The organism is Brevibacterium aurantiacum (genome assembly GCF_003932995.1).
GTDB lineage: Bacteria > Actinomycetota > Actinomycetes > Actinomycetales > Brevibacteriaceae > Brevibacterium > Brevibacterium aurantiacum.
Map to the genome: position 1 here is coordinate 673,711 of NZ_CP025333.1, position 14,805 is coordinate 688,515.

General features: G+C 59.5%; 7 protein-coding genes and 3 rRNA genes. 7 read left to right on the forward strand and 3 right to left on the reverse strand.

The genetic code is table 11. The features are described from left to right. Positions 1-73 precede the first annotated feature (73 nt). Positions 74-625: a hypothetical protein gene (locus CXR25_RS03085; protein WP_009884370.1), complete on the forward strand. Its 552-nt coding sequence runs from the start codon at positions 74-76 to the stop codon at positions 623-625. A 108-nt stretch (positions 626-733) separates the two neighbouring features. On the opposite strand, the gene purL is transcribed toward CXR25_RS03085, so the two are convergent. After that, the gene (gene purL / locus CXR25_RS03090) at positions 734-3,100 is read right to left on the reverse strand and encodes a phosphoribosylformylglycinamidine synthase subunit PurL (protein WP_125177930.1); all 2,367 of its coding nucleotides are present in this window, start codon (positions 3,098-3,100) and stop codon (positions 734-736) included. A gap of 162 nt (positions 3,101-3,262) precedes the next feature. Here purL and trhO point away from each other — a divergent pair, with 162 nt between their 5' ends. Then, entirely contained in the window at positions 3,263-4,174 is a 912-nt protein-coding gene (gene trhO, locus CXR25_RS03095; RefSeq protein ID WP_009884372.1) for an oxygen-dependent tRNA uridine(34) hydroxylase TrhO, read from the forward strand. A gap of 46 nt (positions 4,175-4,220) precedes the next feature. On the opposite strand, the gene CXR25_RS03100 is transcribed toward trhO, so the two are convergent. Next, positions 4,221-5,222: an epimerase gene (locus CXR25_RS03100; protein ID WP_125177931.1), complete on the reverse strand. Its 1,002-nt coding sequence runs from the start codon at positions 5,220-5,222 to the stop codon at positions 4,221-4,223. A 530-nt stretch (positions 5,223-5,752) separates the two neighbouring features. On the opposite strand from CXR25_RS03100, the gene CXR25_RS03105 reads away from it, so the two are divergent. The 4 genes from CXR25_RS03105 to CXR25_RS03120 all read left to right on the forward strand — a co-directional run bounded on the left by CXR25_RS03105 (position 5,753) and on the right by CXR25_RS03120 (position 11,432). After that, a 16S ribosomal RNA gene (locus CXR25_RS03105) occupies positions 5,753-7,286 on the forward strand. Between the two features lie 410 nt (positions 7,287-7,696). Continuing rightward, a 23S ribosomal RNA gene (locus tag CXR25_RS03110) occupies positions 7,697-10,813 on the forward strand. A 157-nt stretch (positions 10,814-10,970) separates the two neighbouring features. Next, positions 10,971-11,089: ribosomal RNA gene (rrf, locus tag CXR25_RS03115) — 5S ribosomal RNA — on the forward strand. Together the 16S, 23S and 5S rRNA genes form the textbook arrangement of a ribosomal RNA operon. Before the next feature lie 37 nt (positions 11,090-11,126). Further along, a complete protein-coding gene (locus CXR25_RS03120) occupies positions 11,127-11,432 on the forward strand; it encodes a hypothetical protein (RefSeq protein ID WP_125177932.1) in 306 nt (101 codons plus the stop codon). A gap of 270 nt (positions 11,433-11,702) precedes the next feature. Here CXR25_RS03120 and CXR25_RS03125 read toward each other — a convergent pair whose 3' ends face one another. After that, positions 11,703-12,842, reverse strand: coding sequence for a DUF6882 domain-containing protein (locus CXR25_RS03125; protein WP_240513743.1), 1,140 nt, complete (start codon positions 12,840-12,842; stop codon positions 11,703-11,705). A gap of 229 nt (positions 12,843-13,071) precedes the next feature. On the opposite strand from CXR25_RS03125, the gene CXR25_RS03130 reads away from it, so the two are divergent. Continuing rightward, positions 13,072-14,805, forward strand: a complete 1,734-nt coding sequence (locus CXR25_RS03130; RefSeq protein ID WP_009881515.1) for an ABC transporter ATP-binding protein — start codon at positions 13,072-13,074, stop codon at positions 14,803-14,805.

Genomic DNA, 14,805 nt, shown 5'->3' on the forward strand with positions numbered 1-14,805 from the left:
TCGTGATTGACGGGCTCGGTACAGTTGGACGTAAGAAAAGAGTCGCCGCAGGTGGAGGGACAGATTCGCAGTGATGCCATACATCATCGGCGGTGAGGTTCTCTTCTGGGTGCTCTTGCTGGGTGGACTCGCAGTGCGGTATCTCCTCGGGGGACGACTCATCTCCACACTGCTGCTCATCGCCACACCTGTCGTTGACGTCGTCATCATCGCGTTTACCTACATCGATTTGGTAGGCAATCCCTCGTCAGACTTCAGTCACGGACTTGCGGCCTTCTACGTCGGCTTCTCGGTCATCTTCGGTCCCGACATCATTCGCCGCCTTGACCGCCGATTCGCTCGACGATACTCGAAACGCCCCGGAAATCATGTGCCGTCGCCGCCCCAACGCTCGAGTTTGGCGGAGTGGTATCGCTGTCTCGTGGCCTCGGCTATCACCGTCGCTCTTCTGCTCGTCGGCATCGGCGTCGCAGGCTGGTCTGATTCGTTCTGGCTGATCTATTGGCTCATCGTGGTTGTGTTCACCGCAGCCACATGGGCAGTTCTCGGTCCGGTACGTGAGGGCCTGCGAACACGCAGGAGCAGCCGATCTTCGCACGACCAGGCCCCTCCGCCCGGACAGTGAATGATAGAAGGGACCACCTGCCTTCGAACGAGCCGTGAGCAAACGGCTGATTCGAGGACCGGCGGTCCCTTCAAACTGGTGATACGCGCGTTAAGCGCTCTGAGCTGCTCAGCCGAAGTGCTTCGGCAGCGTCCCCTCATGTGTCTCGCGCAGCTCGTCCAGGCCGACCTCGAAGTGATCGACGACCTCGAGGACAGGTGCCTCGTCGCCGGTGTCGGTCATGCCGATGCGGATGAACGGGAAGTGCCTGGCGGTGCACATGTCCTTGAAGCGGACCTCTTCGGACCGCGGCACGGCCACGATCGCACGGGCCGTGGACTCGGAGAACAGCGCGGTGAACACATCGACGCCGTCGCGTTCGCACACCTCGTCGAGCCAGATGCGGGCACCGGTGCCGAAGCGCAGGCAGGATTCGACGAGTGCCTGCGACAGACCGCCCTCGGACAGGTCATGGGCGGCATCGATCATGCCATCACGTGAGGAGTTGATGAGGATCTCACCGAGTTCCTTCTCCGTGCCCGGCTTGTACTGCGGCGGCACTCCGCCGAGGTGGCCGGCAGTCACATCGGCCCACGCCGAACCATCGAGCTCGGCTTCGGTCGTGCCCAGGAGGTAGATGGTCTGGCCCGGTTCCTTCCAGCCGCTCGGGGTGGCCCGGGTGACGTCGTCGAAGACGCCCAGGACACCGACGACCGGGGTCGGGTGGATGGCCACGCCACCGGTCTGGTTGTACAGGGAGACGTTGCCACCGGTCACGGGAATGCCCATGTCCTGGCACGCCTCGGCGAGGCCCTCGACAGCGGCGGCGAACTGCCACATGATCTCCGGATCCTCCGGGGAACCGAAGTTGAGGCAGTCGGTGACCGCGCGGGGGATGGCCCCGGCAGTGGTGACGTTGCGGTAGGCCTCGGCCAGCGCCAAGGCTGCACCGCGGGCCGGATCGAGGTAGCAGTAGCGACCGTTGGCATCCGTAGCGATGGCCACACCGAGTCCGGACTCCTCGTCGACGCGGACGACTCCGGCATCGTCGGGGAACGCCTGAGCGGTGTTGCCCTGCACGTACTTGTCGTACTGGGAGGTGATCCAGCCCTTCGAGGCCAGGTTCGGTGCCCCGGCGAGCTGCAGCATGGTGGAGCGCAGGTCCTCATTGCTCTCGGGCTTGACCAGGCCAGCGGATTCCACGGTGTTCGCGGCCACCTCGGCGGTCCATGATGGCTCGACCATCGGACGTTCGTAGACGGGGCCGTCGTGGGCGACCGATCGTGGTGGCACATCGACGATGACGTCTCCGTGCCATTCGATGATGAGACGTTCGGAGTCGGTGACCTCGCCGAGGACGGAGGTCTCGACGTCCCATTTGCCGACGATTGCGAGGAAGTCGTCGAGGCGTTCTGGGGTGACCACGGCCATCATCCGCTCCTGCGACTCTGACATGAGGATCTCCTCAGGGGTCAGGGTCTCATCGCGCAGCAGCACGTCGTCGAGGGCGATGTGCATGCCACCGTCACCGTTCGAGGCCAGCTCCGAGGTCGCACAGCTGATGCCGGCGGCACCCAAGTCCTGGATGCCTTCGACGACTCCAGCATGGAAGAGTTCGAGGCAGCATTCGATGAGCACCTTCTCTGCGAAGGGGTCGCCCACCTGGACGGCCGGACGCTTCGAAGGCTTAGTGTCGTCGAAGGACTCAGAGGCGAGGATCGAGGCTCCTCCGATGCCGTCGCCACCGGTGCGGGCACCGAAGAGGATGACCTTGTTGCCCTTGCCTGAGGCATTGGCCAGGCGGATGTCTTCGTGGCGCATGACGCCGACGGCGAGGGCGTTGACCAGGGGGTTTCCCTGGTAGACGGAGTCGAAGACGGTCTCGCCGCCGATGTTGGGCAGGCCCAGAGAGTTGCCGTAGTTGCTGATTCCGGAGACGACTCCGTGGAGCACGCGGGAGGTGTCGGGGTGGTCGATGGCACCGAAGCGCAGCTGGTCCATCACGGCCACGGGGCGGGCGCCCATCGAGATGATGTCGCGCACGATTCCGCCGACACCGGTGGCCGCACCCTGGTGGGGTTCGACGTAGCTGGGGTGGTTGTGGGACTCGACCTTGAAGGTCACGGCCCATCCGGCGCCGATGTCGACGACGCCGGCGTTCTCGCCGATGCCCACGAGCAGGTGCTTCTTCATGTCCTCGGTGACCTTGTCACCGAACTTCGACAGGTGCACCTTCGAGGACTTGTAGGAGCAGTGTTCGGACCACATGACCGAGTACATCGCCAACTCCGCCGAGGTGGGGCGACGGCCCAGGATCTCGCGGATCTGCGCGTATTCGTCGGCCTTCAAACCGAGGTCGGCGTAGGGCTGGTCCACGTCGGGATTCGCAGCAGCGAATTCGACAGTTTCCTTCACCTTTTTGGAATTGGCCTGATCGGTTTCGACCTGCTGGGATTCGACCTGCGTGGAATTCGCAGCGTTGAGGTTACTCGACATGTCCTCTTAATGGCCCTTTCATACGACACGGCATCACCATCAATCTTAGCCGTGCTGTGGGGGAGGAGCGGAAGCCGGTCTCATAGGCGGACGTGACCGCCGAGTTCGGCCCGTCCCTACCGCCGACCTCCGCGGACATATTCGCCAATTAGAATATGGGCCATGGCAACTCCCAAGATCGTCCTGTTCTACGTATTCACCCCTCTTGCCGACCCGGAAGCGGTCAAGCTGTGGCAGCACACGCTGGCCGAGAGTCTCGGTCTCAAGGGGCGCGTGATCGTGTCGAAGGACGGCATCAATGCCACCATCGGCGGAGACATCTTCGACGTCAAGAAGTATGTGCGAGCCACACGGTCCTACGAGCCGTTCAAGAAGGCCGACATCAAATGGTCCAACGGCGAAGGCGATGACTTCCCACGGCTGAGCGTCAAGGTGAGGCCCGAGCTCGTGACCTTCGGCACCGATGATGAGATCACGGTGACCGAAGCCGGAGTCGAGGGCGGTGGTGAGCACCTCAAACCCGGTGCGCTGCACAAACTCCTCGATGAACGCGGCGACGAGGTCGTCTTCTTCGACGGACGCAACGCGATGGAGGCCCAGATCGGGAAGTTCCGCGACGCGATCGTGCCGGAGACGGACACCACCAGAGACTTCATCGACGAGATCGAATCAGGCAAGTACGACGATCTCAAGGGCAAGCCGGTCGTCACCTACTGCACCGGCGGCATCCGCTGCGAGGTCCTGTCCGTGCTGATGAAGAACCGCGGCTTCGAAGAGGTCTACCAGCTCGATGGCGGAATCGTCCGCTACGGAGAGACCTTCGGCAACACGGGTTACTGGGACGGGTCCCTCTACGTCTTCGACAAGCGCATGCATGTGGAATTCGGCGACGGTGCTGAATCGATCGGCCACTGCGTCGCGTGTGAAAAGCCGACGCCGAACTTCGTCAACTGCGCGAATCTGGACTGCCGGCAGCAGTACCTGCGCTGCGAGGACTGCACCGAGAAGAACCGTCAGCCCTACTGCTCCGACTGTGTGCAGGCAGGCATCCCCGCCGAGGTGACCGCGGGCTGATCTGCCGGTGCAGTTGGTCGGGTGATCACTGCAGTCGGTCGGGTGATCAGCGCAGCAGGCTCTTCGTCGCGGCCCCGATATCGGTCCACCTGAACTCGAACCCTGCTTCTTCCAACCGCTTCGGGTAGGCCCACCTGCTTTTGAGCACCAGTTCCGATTCCTGGCGCAACACCATCATTCCCAGCTCCAACAGCCAGCGCGGTGCCGGAATGCCGATCGGCATTCGTACGGCACGTCGCAGGGCCGCCATCAGTGTGGTGTTGTCCGAGATGCCTGGGCTCGAGACGTTGAGTGCCCCGGTCATCTCCTCATGGTCGTCGATGAACCGGATGGCGCGCACCACATCATCGATATGCACCCAGCTGAACCGCTGCCTGCCATGGCTGAGTTCGTGTCTGCGCCACACGCGAGGGCCTGAGGCGTTCGGGCCGATGCCGCGGTATCTCGTATGTCCGAACCACCGCCCCTCCAGCTGAGGGCCGCCGGCACCGAATCTGGCTGCGGTGGCGAGCATATTCAGAGCCGCACCATCGCCGAGCACGATCGCCATGCGCAAAGCCACCCGTCTGGTGCTGGGCAGGTCACCGCGGAAGAATTCGTGTTCCCACCCTTTGGCCACATCAACGGAGAAGCCCTCACCGATGTCACCGTCGTCTTCTGTCTGCGGTCGGTCCATGGCGTGGCGGTAGATCGTGGCCGTGCTCGAGTTGATCCACAGCCGAGGTGGCGCCGAGGCGGCCCTGACCGCATCGTTGAGCGTGCGTGTGGTCAGCACCCGGGAGTCCCAGATGTCGCGTCGGTTGGAATCGGTGTACCTGCAGCCCACGCTGCGGCCGGCGAAGTTGATGAGCAGGTCGGCACCATCGATGGCGGCGGCAATCGCCTGCGGATCGTCCCATGAGACATGTGCGCCCGACGTTGGAGCCCGGCCGATGGTCCGAACTTGGTAGCCCCAGGACTCAAGGGGCGCAAGGAGTGAAGTGCCGATGAAGCCGGAGGCGCCGGCGATGACGGCCGTGGGTCGGAGGGAGGTCTCTTCCGCAGTCATAAAGCGACCGTAACACCGCCGGACGCGAGCAATAGCGCGGGTTCTGCCGGGCCCAGTCGGGGGTCGTGAGGTGCATGTGGTGGGCGTCACGATCAGATTTCCGGTTTCGAGTTGCACGGGACGCGTGGCCTGGTCTAGAGTTGTATCTCGTTGCCCCGCAGAAAACGAACTCTTCGAGAACAGTTTTCACCGGGTGTGACCAGCACAAACACAGTTTGTCTGGTCCACACGGAAAATGTTGGTGGCAGCCAACAATTGAAACTGACACCCCCAGTGAACACGCCCCAATTGTGGGTTGTGGTGATGGGTGAGTGTTTGTGGTTTGAGAATCCAATAGCGTGTTTGTTTGAACAAATAGTGATGCCAGAAACATTATTTTTCTGGTAAGACAATCACATGTTCACACATTTGTGGCCTCCCCTCGCCGGGTGGTCACGCCAGCATGTGTGGACATGATTAATTGGTCAGCCTCGGTCACCCCGTGATCGTTGGTTGGCTGTCTTGCTGGGATTCATTCGTAACATAATTTTTTTATGGAGAGTTTGATCCTGGCTCAGGACGAACGCTGGCTGCGTGCTTAACACATGCAAGTCGAACGCTGAAGCCCTGGTGCTTGCACCGGGGTGGATGAGTGGCGAACGGGTGAGTAACACGTGAGTAACCTGCCCCCGACTTCGGGATAAGCCCGGGAAACTGGGTCTAATACCGGATATGACGACCGAAGGCATCTTTGGTTGTGGAAAGTTTTTTCGGTTGGGGATGGGCTCGCGGCCTATCAGTTTGTTGGTGAGGTAATGGCTCACCAAGACGACGACGGGTAGCCGGCCTGAGAGGGCGACCGGCCACACTGGGACTGAGACACGGCCCAGACTCCTACGGGAGGCAGCAGTGGGGAATATTGCACAATGGGGGAAACCCTGATGCAGCGACGCAGCGTGCGGGATGACGGCCTTCGGGTTGTAAACCGCTTTCAGCAGGGAAGAAGCCTTTCGGGGTGACGGTACCTGCAGAAGAAGTACCGGCTAACTACGTGCCAGCAGCCGCGGTAATACGTAGGGTACAAGCGTTGTCCGGAATTATTGGGCGTAAAGAGCTCGTAGGTGGTTGGTCACGTCTGCTGTGGAAACGCAACGCTTAACGTTGCGCGTGCAGTGGGTACGGGCTGACTAGAGTGCAGTAGGGGAGTCTGGAATTCCTGGTGTAGCGGTGAAATGCGCAGATATCAGGAGGAACACCGGTGGCGAAGGCGGGACTCTGGGCTGTAACTGACACTGAGGAGCGAAAGCATGGGGAGCGAACAGGATTAGATACCCTGGTAGTCCATGCCGTAAACGTTGGGCACTAGGTGTGGGGGACATTCCACGTTCTCCGCGCCGTAGCTAACGCATTAAGTGCCCCGCCTGGGGAGTACGGTCGCAAGGCTAAAACTCAAAGGAATTGACGGGGGCCCGCACAAGCGGCGGAGCATGCGGATTAATTCGATGCAACGCGAAGAACCTTACCAAGGCTTGACATACACCAGACCGTTCTGGAAACAGTTCCTCCCCTTTGGGGTTGGTGTACAGGTGGTGCATGGTTGTCGTCAGCTCGTGTCGTGAGATGTTGGGTTAAGTCCCGCAACGAGCGCAACCCTCGTTCTATGTTGCCAGCACGTGATGGTGGGAACTCATAGGAGACTGCCGGGGTCAACTCGGAGGAAGGTGGGGATGACGTCAAATCATCATGCCCTTTATGTCTTGGGCTTCACGCATGCTACAATGGCTGGTACAGAGAGATGCGAGACCGCGAGGTTTTAGCGAATCCCTTAAAGCCAGTCTCAGTTCGGATCGTAGTCTGCAATTCGACTACGTGAAGTCGGAGTCGCTAGTAATCGCAGATCAGCAACGCTGCGGTGAATACGTTCCCGGGCCTTGTACACACCGCCCGTCAAGTCACGAAAGTCGGTAACACCCGAAGCCGGTGGCCCAACCCTTGTGGAGGGGGCCGTCTAAGGTGGGACTGGTGATTGGGACTAAGTCGTAACAAGGTAGCCGTACCGGAAGGTGCGGCTGGATCACCTCCTTTCTAAGGAGCACACATAAGAACCCCAACGTGTCACCCGTACGTGGTGCCGGTTGGGAGCTCAAGGGTGGAACATCATTATTTTCGCTCAACCCGCACAGCGTCGTTAAGGTACATGCCTTGTCGACGGTGTGATGATGGTGGGCTAGAACGAACACGTTATTGGGTCCTGGAATCACAAACCAACCAGCAATGGTTGGGTGTGGTTTCAACCAACAGGACCAACCCGTCCAGACCAGCAGCCTTCGGTTGTGTGGGTGTGGGTGGTGTTTGGTAGTGGTTTGAGAATCGTATAGTGGACGCGAGCATCAACAGCCCGAACTTTGTTTGGGTTGTTATGTAATGTGATTTTTCTTGTGAAATCTTAGTGTGAAATTTTCGCACACACATTTTGCAACCAAATTTTTTGGGTGTGATGAGTGTGTAAGAGCGCATGGTGGATGCCTTGGCATCAGGAGCCGATGAAGGACGTGGAAATCTGCGATAAGCCTCGGGGAGCCGATAAACGGGCTGTGATCCGAGGGTGTCCGAATGGGGAAACCCCGCCACATGAGAGTGTGGTGACCCGCATCTGAATATATAGGGTGTGTGGAGGGAACGCGGGGAAGTGAAACATCTCAGTACCCGTAGGAAGAGAAAATAAAACATGATTCCGGGAGTAGTGGCGAGCGAAACTGGATCAGCCTAAACCGTGTGCGTGTCAAACGTGCTGGTGTTGCGTATGCGGTGTTGTGGGGAATACGTGTTCGGTCCAGCATGACCGAGTCGTTGATGTGTGCTGCGTGTAGTCGAAGCTGGTGGGAAACAGTACCGGAGTGGGTGAGAGTCCCGTAGACGAAACATGTGGCCCCGACGATATGTGTTTGCCCGAGTAGCACGATACTCGTGGAATGTCGTGTGAATCTGCCAGGACCACCTGGTAAGGCTAAATACTTCCTGATGACCGATAGCGGATAGTACCGTGAGGGAATGGTGAAAAGTACCCCGGGAGGGGAGTGAAATAGTACCTGAAACCATGTGCTTACAATCCGTCAGAGCCTCCTTTGTTGGGGTGATGGCGTGCCTTTTGAAGAATGAGCCTGCGAGTTAGCGGTGCGTGGCGAGGTTAACCCGAGAGGGGTAGTCGTAGCGAAAGCGAGTCCGAATAGGGCGTTTGAGTCGCGTGTCCTAGACCCGAAGCGGAGTGATCTAGCCATGGGCAGGGTGAAGCGTGTGTAAGAGCGCGTGGAGGCCCGCACCCACTTCAGTTGAAAATGGAGGGGATGACCTGTGGTTAGGGGTGAAAGGCCAATCAAACTCTGTGATAGCTGGTTCTCCCCGAAATGCATTTAGGTGCAGCGTTGCGTGGTTCTTGCCGGAGGTAGAGCTACTGGATGGCTGATGGGCCCCACCGGGTTACTGACGTCAACTAAACTCCGAATGCCGGTAAGGTTCAGCGTGGCAGTGAGACAGTGGGGGATAAGCTTCATTGTCGAGAGGGAAACAGCCCAGACCATCAACTAAGGCCCCTAAGCGTGTGCTAAGTGGGAAAGGATGTTCAGTTGCGAAGACAACCAGGAGGTTGGCTTAGAAGCAGCCATCCTTGAAAGAGTGCGTAATAGCTCACTGGTCAAGTGATTGAGCGCCGATAATGTAGCGGGGCTAAGTACACCGCCGAAGTTGTGGCAGCACCCCTGATAGCCGTAATGGTGGGGTGTTGGGTAGGGGAGCGTCGTGCTGGCAGTGAAGTCGCCGTGTGAACGAGTGGTGGAGCCGGTACGAGTGAGAATGCAGGCATGAGTAGCGAAAGACGGGTGAGAAACCCGTCCACCGGATGACCAAGGGTTCCAGGGCTAGGCTAATCCGCCCTGGGTAAGTCGGGACCTAAGGCGAGGCCGACAGGCGTAGTCGATGGACAACCAGTTGATATTCTGGTACCGACGCATAACCGTCAATACCAAAACACACGATACTAACCTCGGTGTTCTTCCGTGATGCCTTCGGGTGTCTGGTTGAAGGATTCTGTGGGACCTGAGTGTGGAGTCGGTAAGCGCGAGGTGTGACGCAGGAAGGTAGCCAGGCCACGCGATGGTAGTCGTGGTCTAAGGTCGTAGCACGTGGGGGTAGGTAAATCCGTCCCCACATTGAGTGTGAGAGCTGATGGGCGCCCCACTTGTGGTGGGGTGATCTGGTGATCCTATGCTGCCGAGAAAAGCATCGGCGTGAGGTTGTGTGTTGCCCGTACCCTATAACCGACACAGGTGGTCAGGTAGAGAATACTAAGGTGATCGAGAGAATCGTGGTTAAGGAACTCGGCAAAATGCCCCCGTAACTTCGGGAGAAGGGGGACCATCCCGGTGAAGCCAACGTGCTTGGTGATGTGCTGGTGGTGGTCGCAGAGGCCAGAGAGAAGCGACTGTTTATTAAAAACACAGGTCCGTGCGAAGATGTAAGTCGATGTATACGGACTGACGCCTGCCCGGTGCTGGAAGGTTAAGAGGACTCGTTAACCCCGTTAGGGGTGAAGCGGAGAATTTAAGCCCCAGTAAACGGCGGTGGTAACTATAACCATCCTAAGGTAGCGAAATTCCTTGTCGGGTAAGTTCCGACCTGCACGAATGGCGTAACGACTTCTCTGCTGTCTCAACCACGAACTCGGCGAAATTGCATTACGAGTAAAGATGCTCGTTACGCGCAGCAGGACGGAAAGACCCCGAGACCTTCACTATAGTTTGGTATTGGGATTCGGTGTGGTTTGTGTAGGATAGGTGGGAGACTGTGAAACTATCACGCTAGTGGTGGTGGAGTCGTCAAGTGAAATACCACTCTGACTATTCTGGATTTCTTAACTTCGGACCCTGATCGGGTTCAGGGACAGTGCCTGATGGGTAGTTTAACTGGGGCGGTTGCCTCCTAAAGAGTAACGGAGGCGCCCAAAGGTTCCCTCAGCCTGGTTGGCAATCAGGTGTCGAGTGTAAGTGCACAAGGGAGCTTGACTGTGAGACGGACGTGTCGAGCAGGAGCGAAAGCTGGGACTAGTGACCCGGCCATGGCTTGTGGAAGCGTGGTCGCTCAACGGATAAAAGGTACCTCGGGGATAACAGGCTGATCTTGCCCAAGAGTCCATATCGACGGCATGGTTTGGCACCTCGATGTCGGCTCGTCGCATCCTGGGGCTGTAGTCGGTCCCAAGGGTTGGGCTGTTCGCCCATTAAAGCGGTACGCGAGCTGGGTTTAGAACGTCGTGAGACAGTTCGGTCCCTATCCGCTGCGTGCGTAGGAAATTTGTGGAGGCCTGTCCTTAGTACGAGAGGACCGGGACGGACGAACCTCTGGTGTGCCAGTTGTACCGCCAGGTGCATGGCTGGTTGGCTACGTTCGGGAAGGATAACCGCTGAAAGCATCTAAGCGGGAAGCCTGCTTCGAGATGAGATTTCCAACCCATTAAGTTGGGGTGAGGTGTCCTATAGATTATGGGTTTGATAGGCTGGGTATGGAAGCACTGTGAGGTGTGGAGTTGACTGGTACTAATACGCCGATCACTCATCAACCCATTTGTTTGGTTGGTGTGTGCGTGTTTCACGCTATGGGTTTTACGAGATATTAACGAGTCACATTATGTGTGGTGTTCGCGTTCGCTGTACGGTTCTTGGACCGCTACTACATCCTTGAGTCTTTTTGATTCGGGTGGTGGTGGTTTGTTGGTTTTGCGGTGGTGATAGTGGTGGGGAAACGCCCGGTTAACCGTTCCGATCCCGGTAGCTAAGCCCATTCGCGCTGATGGTACTGCAACTTGGTGGTTGTGGGAGAGTAGGTGACTGCCGCAATATTCTTTAAGGTGAGGGGTCATTCCACTTCGGTGGGATGGCCCCTTACTTGTATTCACAGACGAATGCATGGACCGAGGGCACGAGCGATCACTGGTCGGATCCTGTGGGCCGGGCCGTCTACGCTGACTCTCCGAACGTGCAGGTCCTCGTAGGCCTTGCCGGAGTCGCCGCCGCTGCCTTCTCCCTGTTGCGACGCAGAGCGTGGCTGTGCACCCTTCTGGCCGCTCTCGACATGACCGTCGTGTTCGTGCTCAACTTGGCCTTCGACCTGCCCGTCAAGCAGCTCTCAGACGTCATGACGTTGGTAGGCAGCATCCTTCTCATCCCCAACGTGCTCTGACTCTTCCGGTCCCTCGTGGGTAAACCGACGAGCTCCTCCTTGGCACGGCGAATATCGACCCACTGCTTATTCAGAGCGGTCACACCATCGACGGGGCCTCTGCTCGTATTCACAATGTTGCCTGGCTCCGGGGGCGCGCTGGGCATGACGAGTGACTGGGGGCGACTCGATGAGCCGAGCGAGATCGCTGGTGTCTACAGGGTGTCTTGCGACTTCAGCTGGGAACCGCGAGTGCCCATCAACCGTTGATGGGCACCCACCGTCCACGAATCAACGTCCGAAGAGCTTCGAGAACAGACCCTTCTTCTTTTTCGGCTCCTCAGCCTTGGTCTCTGCCTCTTGTGGCTGGCGATCGTCTTCCTGCGCCTCGTCTGCAGCGGAGGCGGCAGGCTGTGACTCGGGAGCCGTCGGCTGCGCCGATTCGGTGTCAGGTGTGGGACGAGCGGAAGCCGAGTCGCGCTCGTCACCGGCACCCGCCTCGGCAGGCGATGGGGTTGGGGCAGTCTCACGAGGCGCTTCGGTGGGAGACTCCGCCGGCGCCGGTGCAGAGGCGGCATCCGCCGATGTGGAAGCGGCTGTGCTCGTGTCAGCAGCAGCCGGTTCAGAGACCGGGCTCGACTCTGCAGGAACCGGCTGTGCAGCTGGCTCCCCGACAGGAGTTCCGGCAGCCTCGGAATCTGTCGTGGACTTTCCGGTGGCCTGCGCGTACTGCTGCGCGGCCTCACCTTCGAGAGGTGCGCCCATCTCGCAATTGGAGATGCGGCGTTCCTCGTCGAAGGTCAGATCGGCCGACCCGTCGGCGAAGAGCAGACGCAGACCGCCCTCGGGCAGTTCCGCGGTGGGAATGCCGCGCTTGCTGACATACGCCACGAGCGCGGCGCGATGATCAGTCACCGTTGTCTGCGTCAGGCCCTGCATGAGGGCACGCACAGTGGTCTTGACCTGAGGCTCGGGCAAGGTCAGCTCCGGAGCATCAACGAGGAGCCAGACCGTCGTGCCGGCACCTGCTGCGGCCGGATAGTGCGCCCACTTTCCGGTGGCTTCCTTCGCCGCCAGAGTCAGGCGCAGCGCCAACTCCTCGTCGAGGGGGAGCTCTTCCGTGATCAGCTCGGCCACATCCTCGGCGGCACCGAACTTGCGCACCTCATGGGCGAGACTGACGACGGGCTCGGGGAACTCGTTGACGTTCTCCCAACCCCACAGCCACGTGCTCTGCGCGCTTGACTCCGAGCCGAGCAGATGCGGGCGACCTCGCAGGACGGTTCCCTCAGCGGAGGTGAAGTTCAGATGCGGATTAGAGGTGAAGTCGACCTCCCATTCGGCATCGGCGATGAGGGCGCCGAAGTGCGTCTGCATCTCGGTGGAGAAGAAGACGGCGCGATTGACGAGGTCCTGCAAAGTTGTGCTCATAATTTCAAGACTAGAGGTGTCCGTGCGATTAGCGAGGAGGCACGCCCAGCCACCGGTGAGGTCGGACCTGGTTTCACCCGCTCGTGTCAGTGCCGCATGGTGAACTGTCAGCACAGAAGAAGCAGGCCAGATCTATTGCTCGGGAGGGGAGCGCATGTAAGATGGTCTGTTGCGCTTTTGAAATTCTCAACGCCTTTTCGCGAACCACTCATATCACTGGACTTCCATCGTGGCCCTATTACGCCTGTCCCTGAAATACGCTCGATCCTATTGGCTCTACATCGTCTTCGTCGTCGTCCTGCAGCTGGCCGCGACCATCGCAGCCCTGTTCCTGCCGAGCCTCAACGCACAGATCATCGACCAGGGTGTTGCCAAAGGCGATACCGACTTCATCTGGTCGACCGGAATGACGATGATCATCGTCTGCCTCGTCCAGGTCGTCACTGCCGTCACCGCCATCTTCTTCGGTGCCCGCACCGGCATGGGAGTGGGGCGAGACCTGCGCCGCGCCATCTACAGCAAGGTCGATGAACTCTCGACGCTGGAGGTCGGCAAGTTCGGCAGCGCCACCCTCATCACCCGCAACACCAACGACGTCCAGCAGGTCCAGATGCTGGTGCTCATGACCCTGAACTTCATGGTCTCCACTCCGATCATGTGCATCGGCGGAATCATCATGGCCCTGCGCGAGGACGTGGGACTGTCCTGGCTGGTGTGGGTGTCCGTGCCGGCGCTGTTCATCGTCGTCGGCATCCTCGTCTATCTGCTCATGCCGCTGTTCCGGCGGATGCAGGAGCAGGTCGATGACATCAACGGAGTCCTCCGTGAACAGATCACCGGCATCAGGGTCGTGCGTGCGTTCGTGCGCGAACCCTTCGAAGCCGACCGCTACGCCGACGCCAACCGGGCACTGACGCTGACCTCGGTCAAGGTCGGCAACCTCTTCGTGCTCATGTTCCCCGCGATCATGATGATCCTCCACTTGGCTACCGCCGCCGTGCTGTGGTTCGGCGGCCACCGCGTCGACGCAGGCCAGATGGAAGTCGGATCGCTCACAGCCTTCCTGCAGTACCTCCTGCAGATCCTCGTGGCCGTCATGATGGGTGTGTTCATGATGATGATGATTCCCCGCGCCGTCGTCTGCGCTGAGCGCATCTCCGAGGTCCTCGATTCCACCTCGTCCATGATCATCCCGAAGGGCGTCGACGAACTCCCTCGCCGAGGTGAGCTCGAGTTCCGCAATGTCACCTTCGGTTATCCCGGGGCTGAGGTTCCCGTTCTCGAGAACCTCAGCTTCACCGCACAGCCGGGAACGACGACTGCGATCATCGGTGCCACAGGTGCCGGCAAGTCCACCATCGTCAACCTCATTCCTCGTCTGCTCGATCCGCAGTCAGGCGAGGTGCTCATCGATGGTGTCCCCGTCAGCGCATTCAACCGTCACCAGCTGGCACAGCTGGTCGGTCTGGTGCCGCAGAAGCCGTATCTGTTCTCTGGCACGATCGCCTCCAACCTCCGGTTCGGAAACGAGTTCGCCGATGATTCGGAACTGTGGGAGGCACTGACCACGGCCCAAGCCGACGACTTCGTGACCGACAAGACCGATCAGCTTGAGGCGGGTGTCGCCCAGGGCGGCACGAACTTCTCCGGCGGACAGCGGCAGCGGCTCTGCATCGCCAGGGCGCTGGCGGCCAAGCCGAAGATCTTCGTCTTCGACGACTCGTTCTCTGCCCTTGACGTCGCCACCGACGCCCGACTGCGCAGCGCCCTAGACGACACCACCGGTGATTCGACGGTGGTGGTCGTGGCCCAACGCGTCTCAACGATTCGAGACGCCGACCAGATCATCGTCCTCGATGAAGGCAAGATCGTCGGTCGGGGAACGCATGAGGAACTCGTCGACGCGAACGAGACCTACCAGGAGATCGTCGAATCCCAGCTGGCCACCGAAGGGGTGAACTGA

What these genes read in the sequence shown, in the direction of transcription:
- CXR25_RS03085 (WP_009884370.1), top strand. Translation starts at nt 74, where the DNA reads ATGCCATACATCATCGGCGGTGAGGTTCTCTTCTGGGTGCTCTTGCTG.
- purL (WP_125177930.1), bottom strand. Translation starts at nt 3,100, where the DNA reads ATGTCGAGTAACCTCAACGCTGCGAATTCCACGCAGGTCGAATCCCAG.
- trhO (WP_009884372.1), top strand. Translation starts at nt 3,263, where the DNA reads ATGGCAACTCCCAAGATCGTCCTGTTCTACGTATTCACCCCTCTTGCC.
- CXR25_RS03100 (WP_125177931.1), bottom strand. Translation starts at nt 5,222, where the DNA reads ATGACTGCGGAAGAGACCTCCCTCCGACCCACGGCCGTCATCGCCGGC.
- CXR25_RS03120 (WP_125177932.1), top strand. Translation starts at nt 11,127, where the DNA reads ATGGCCCCTTACTTGTATTCACAGACGAATGCATGGACCGAGGGCACG.
- CXR25_RS03125 (WP_240513743.1), bottom strand. Translation starts at nt 12,842, where the DNA reads ATGAGCACAACTTTGCAGGACCTCGTCAATCGCGCCGTCTTCTTCTCC.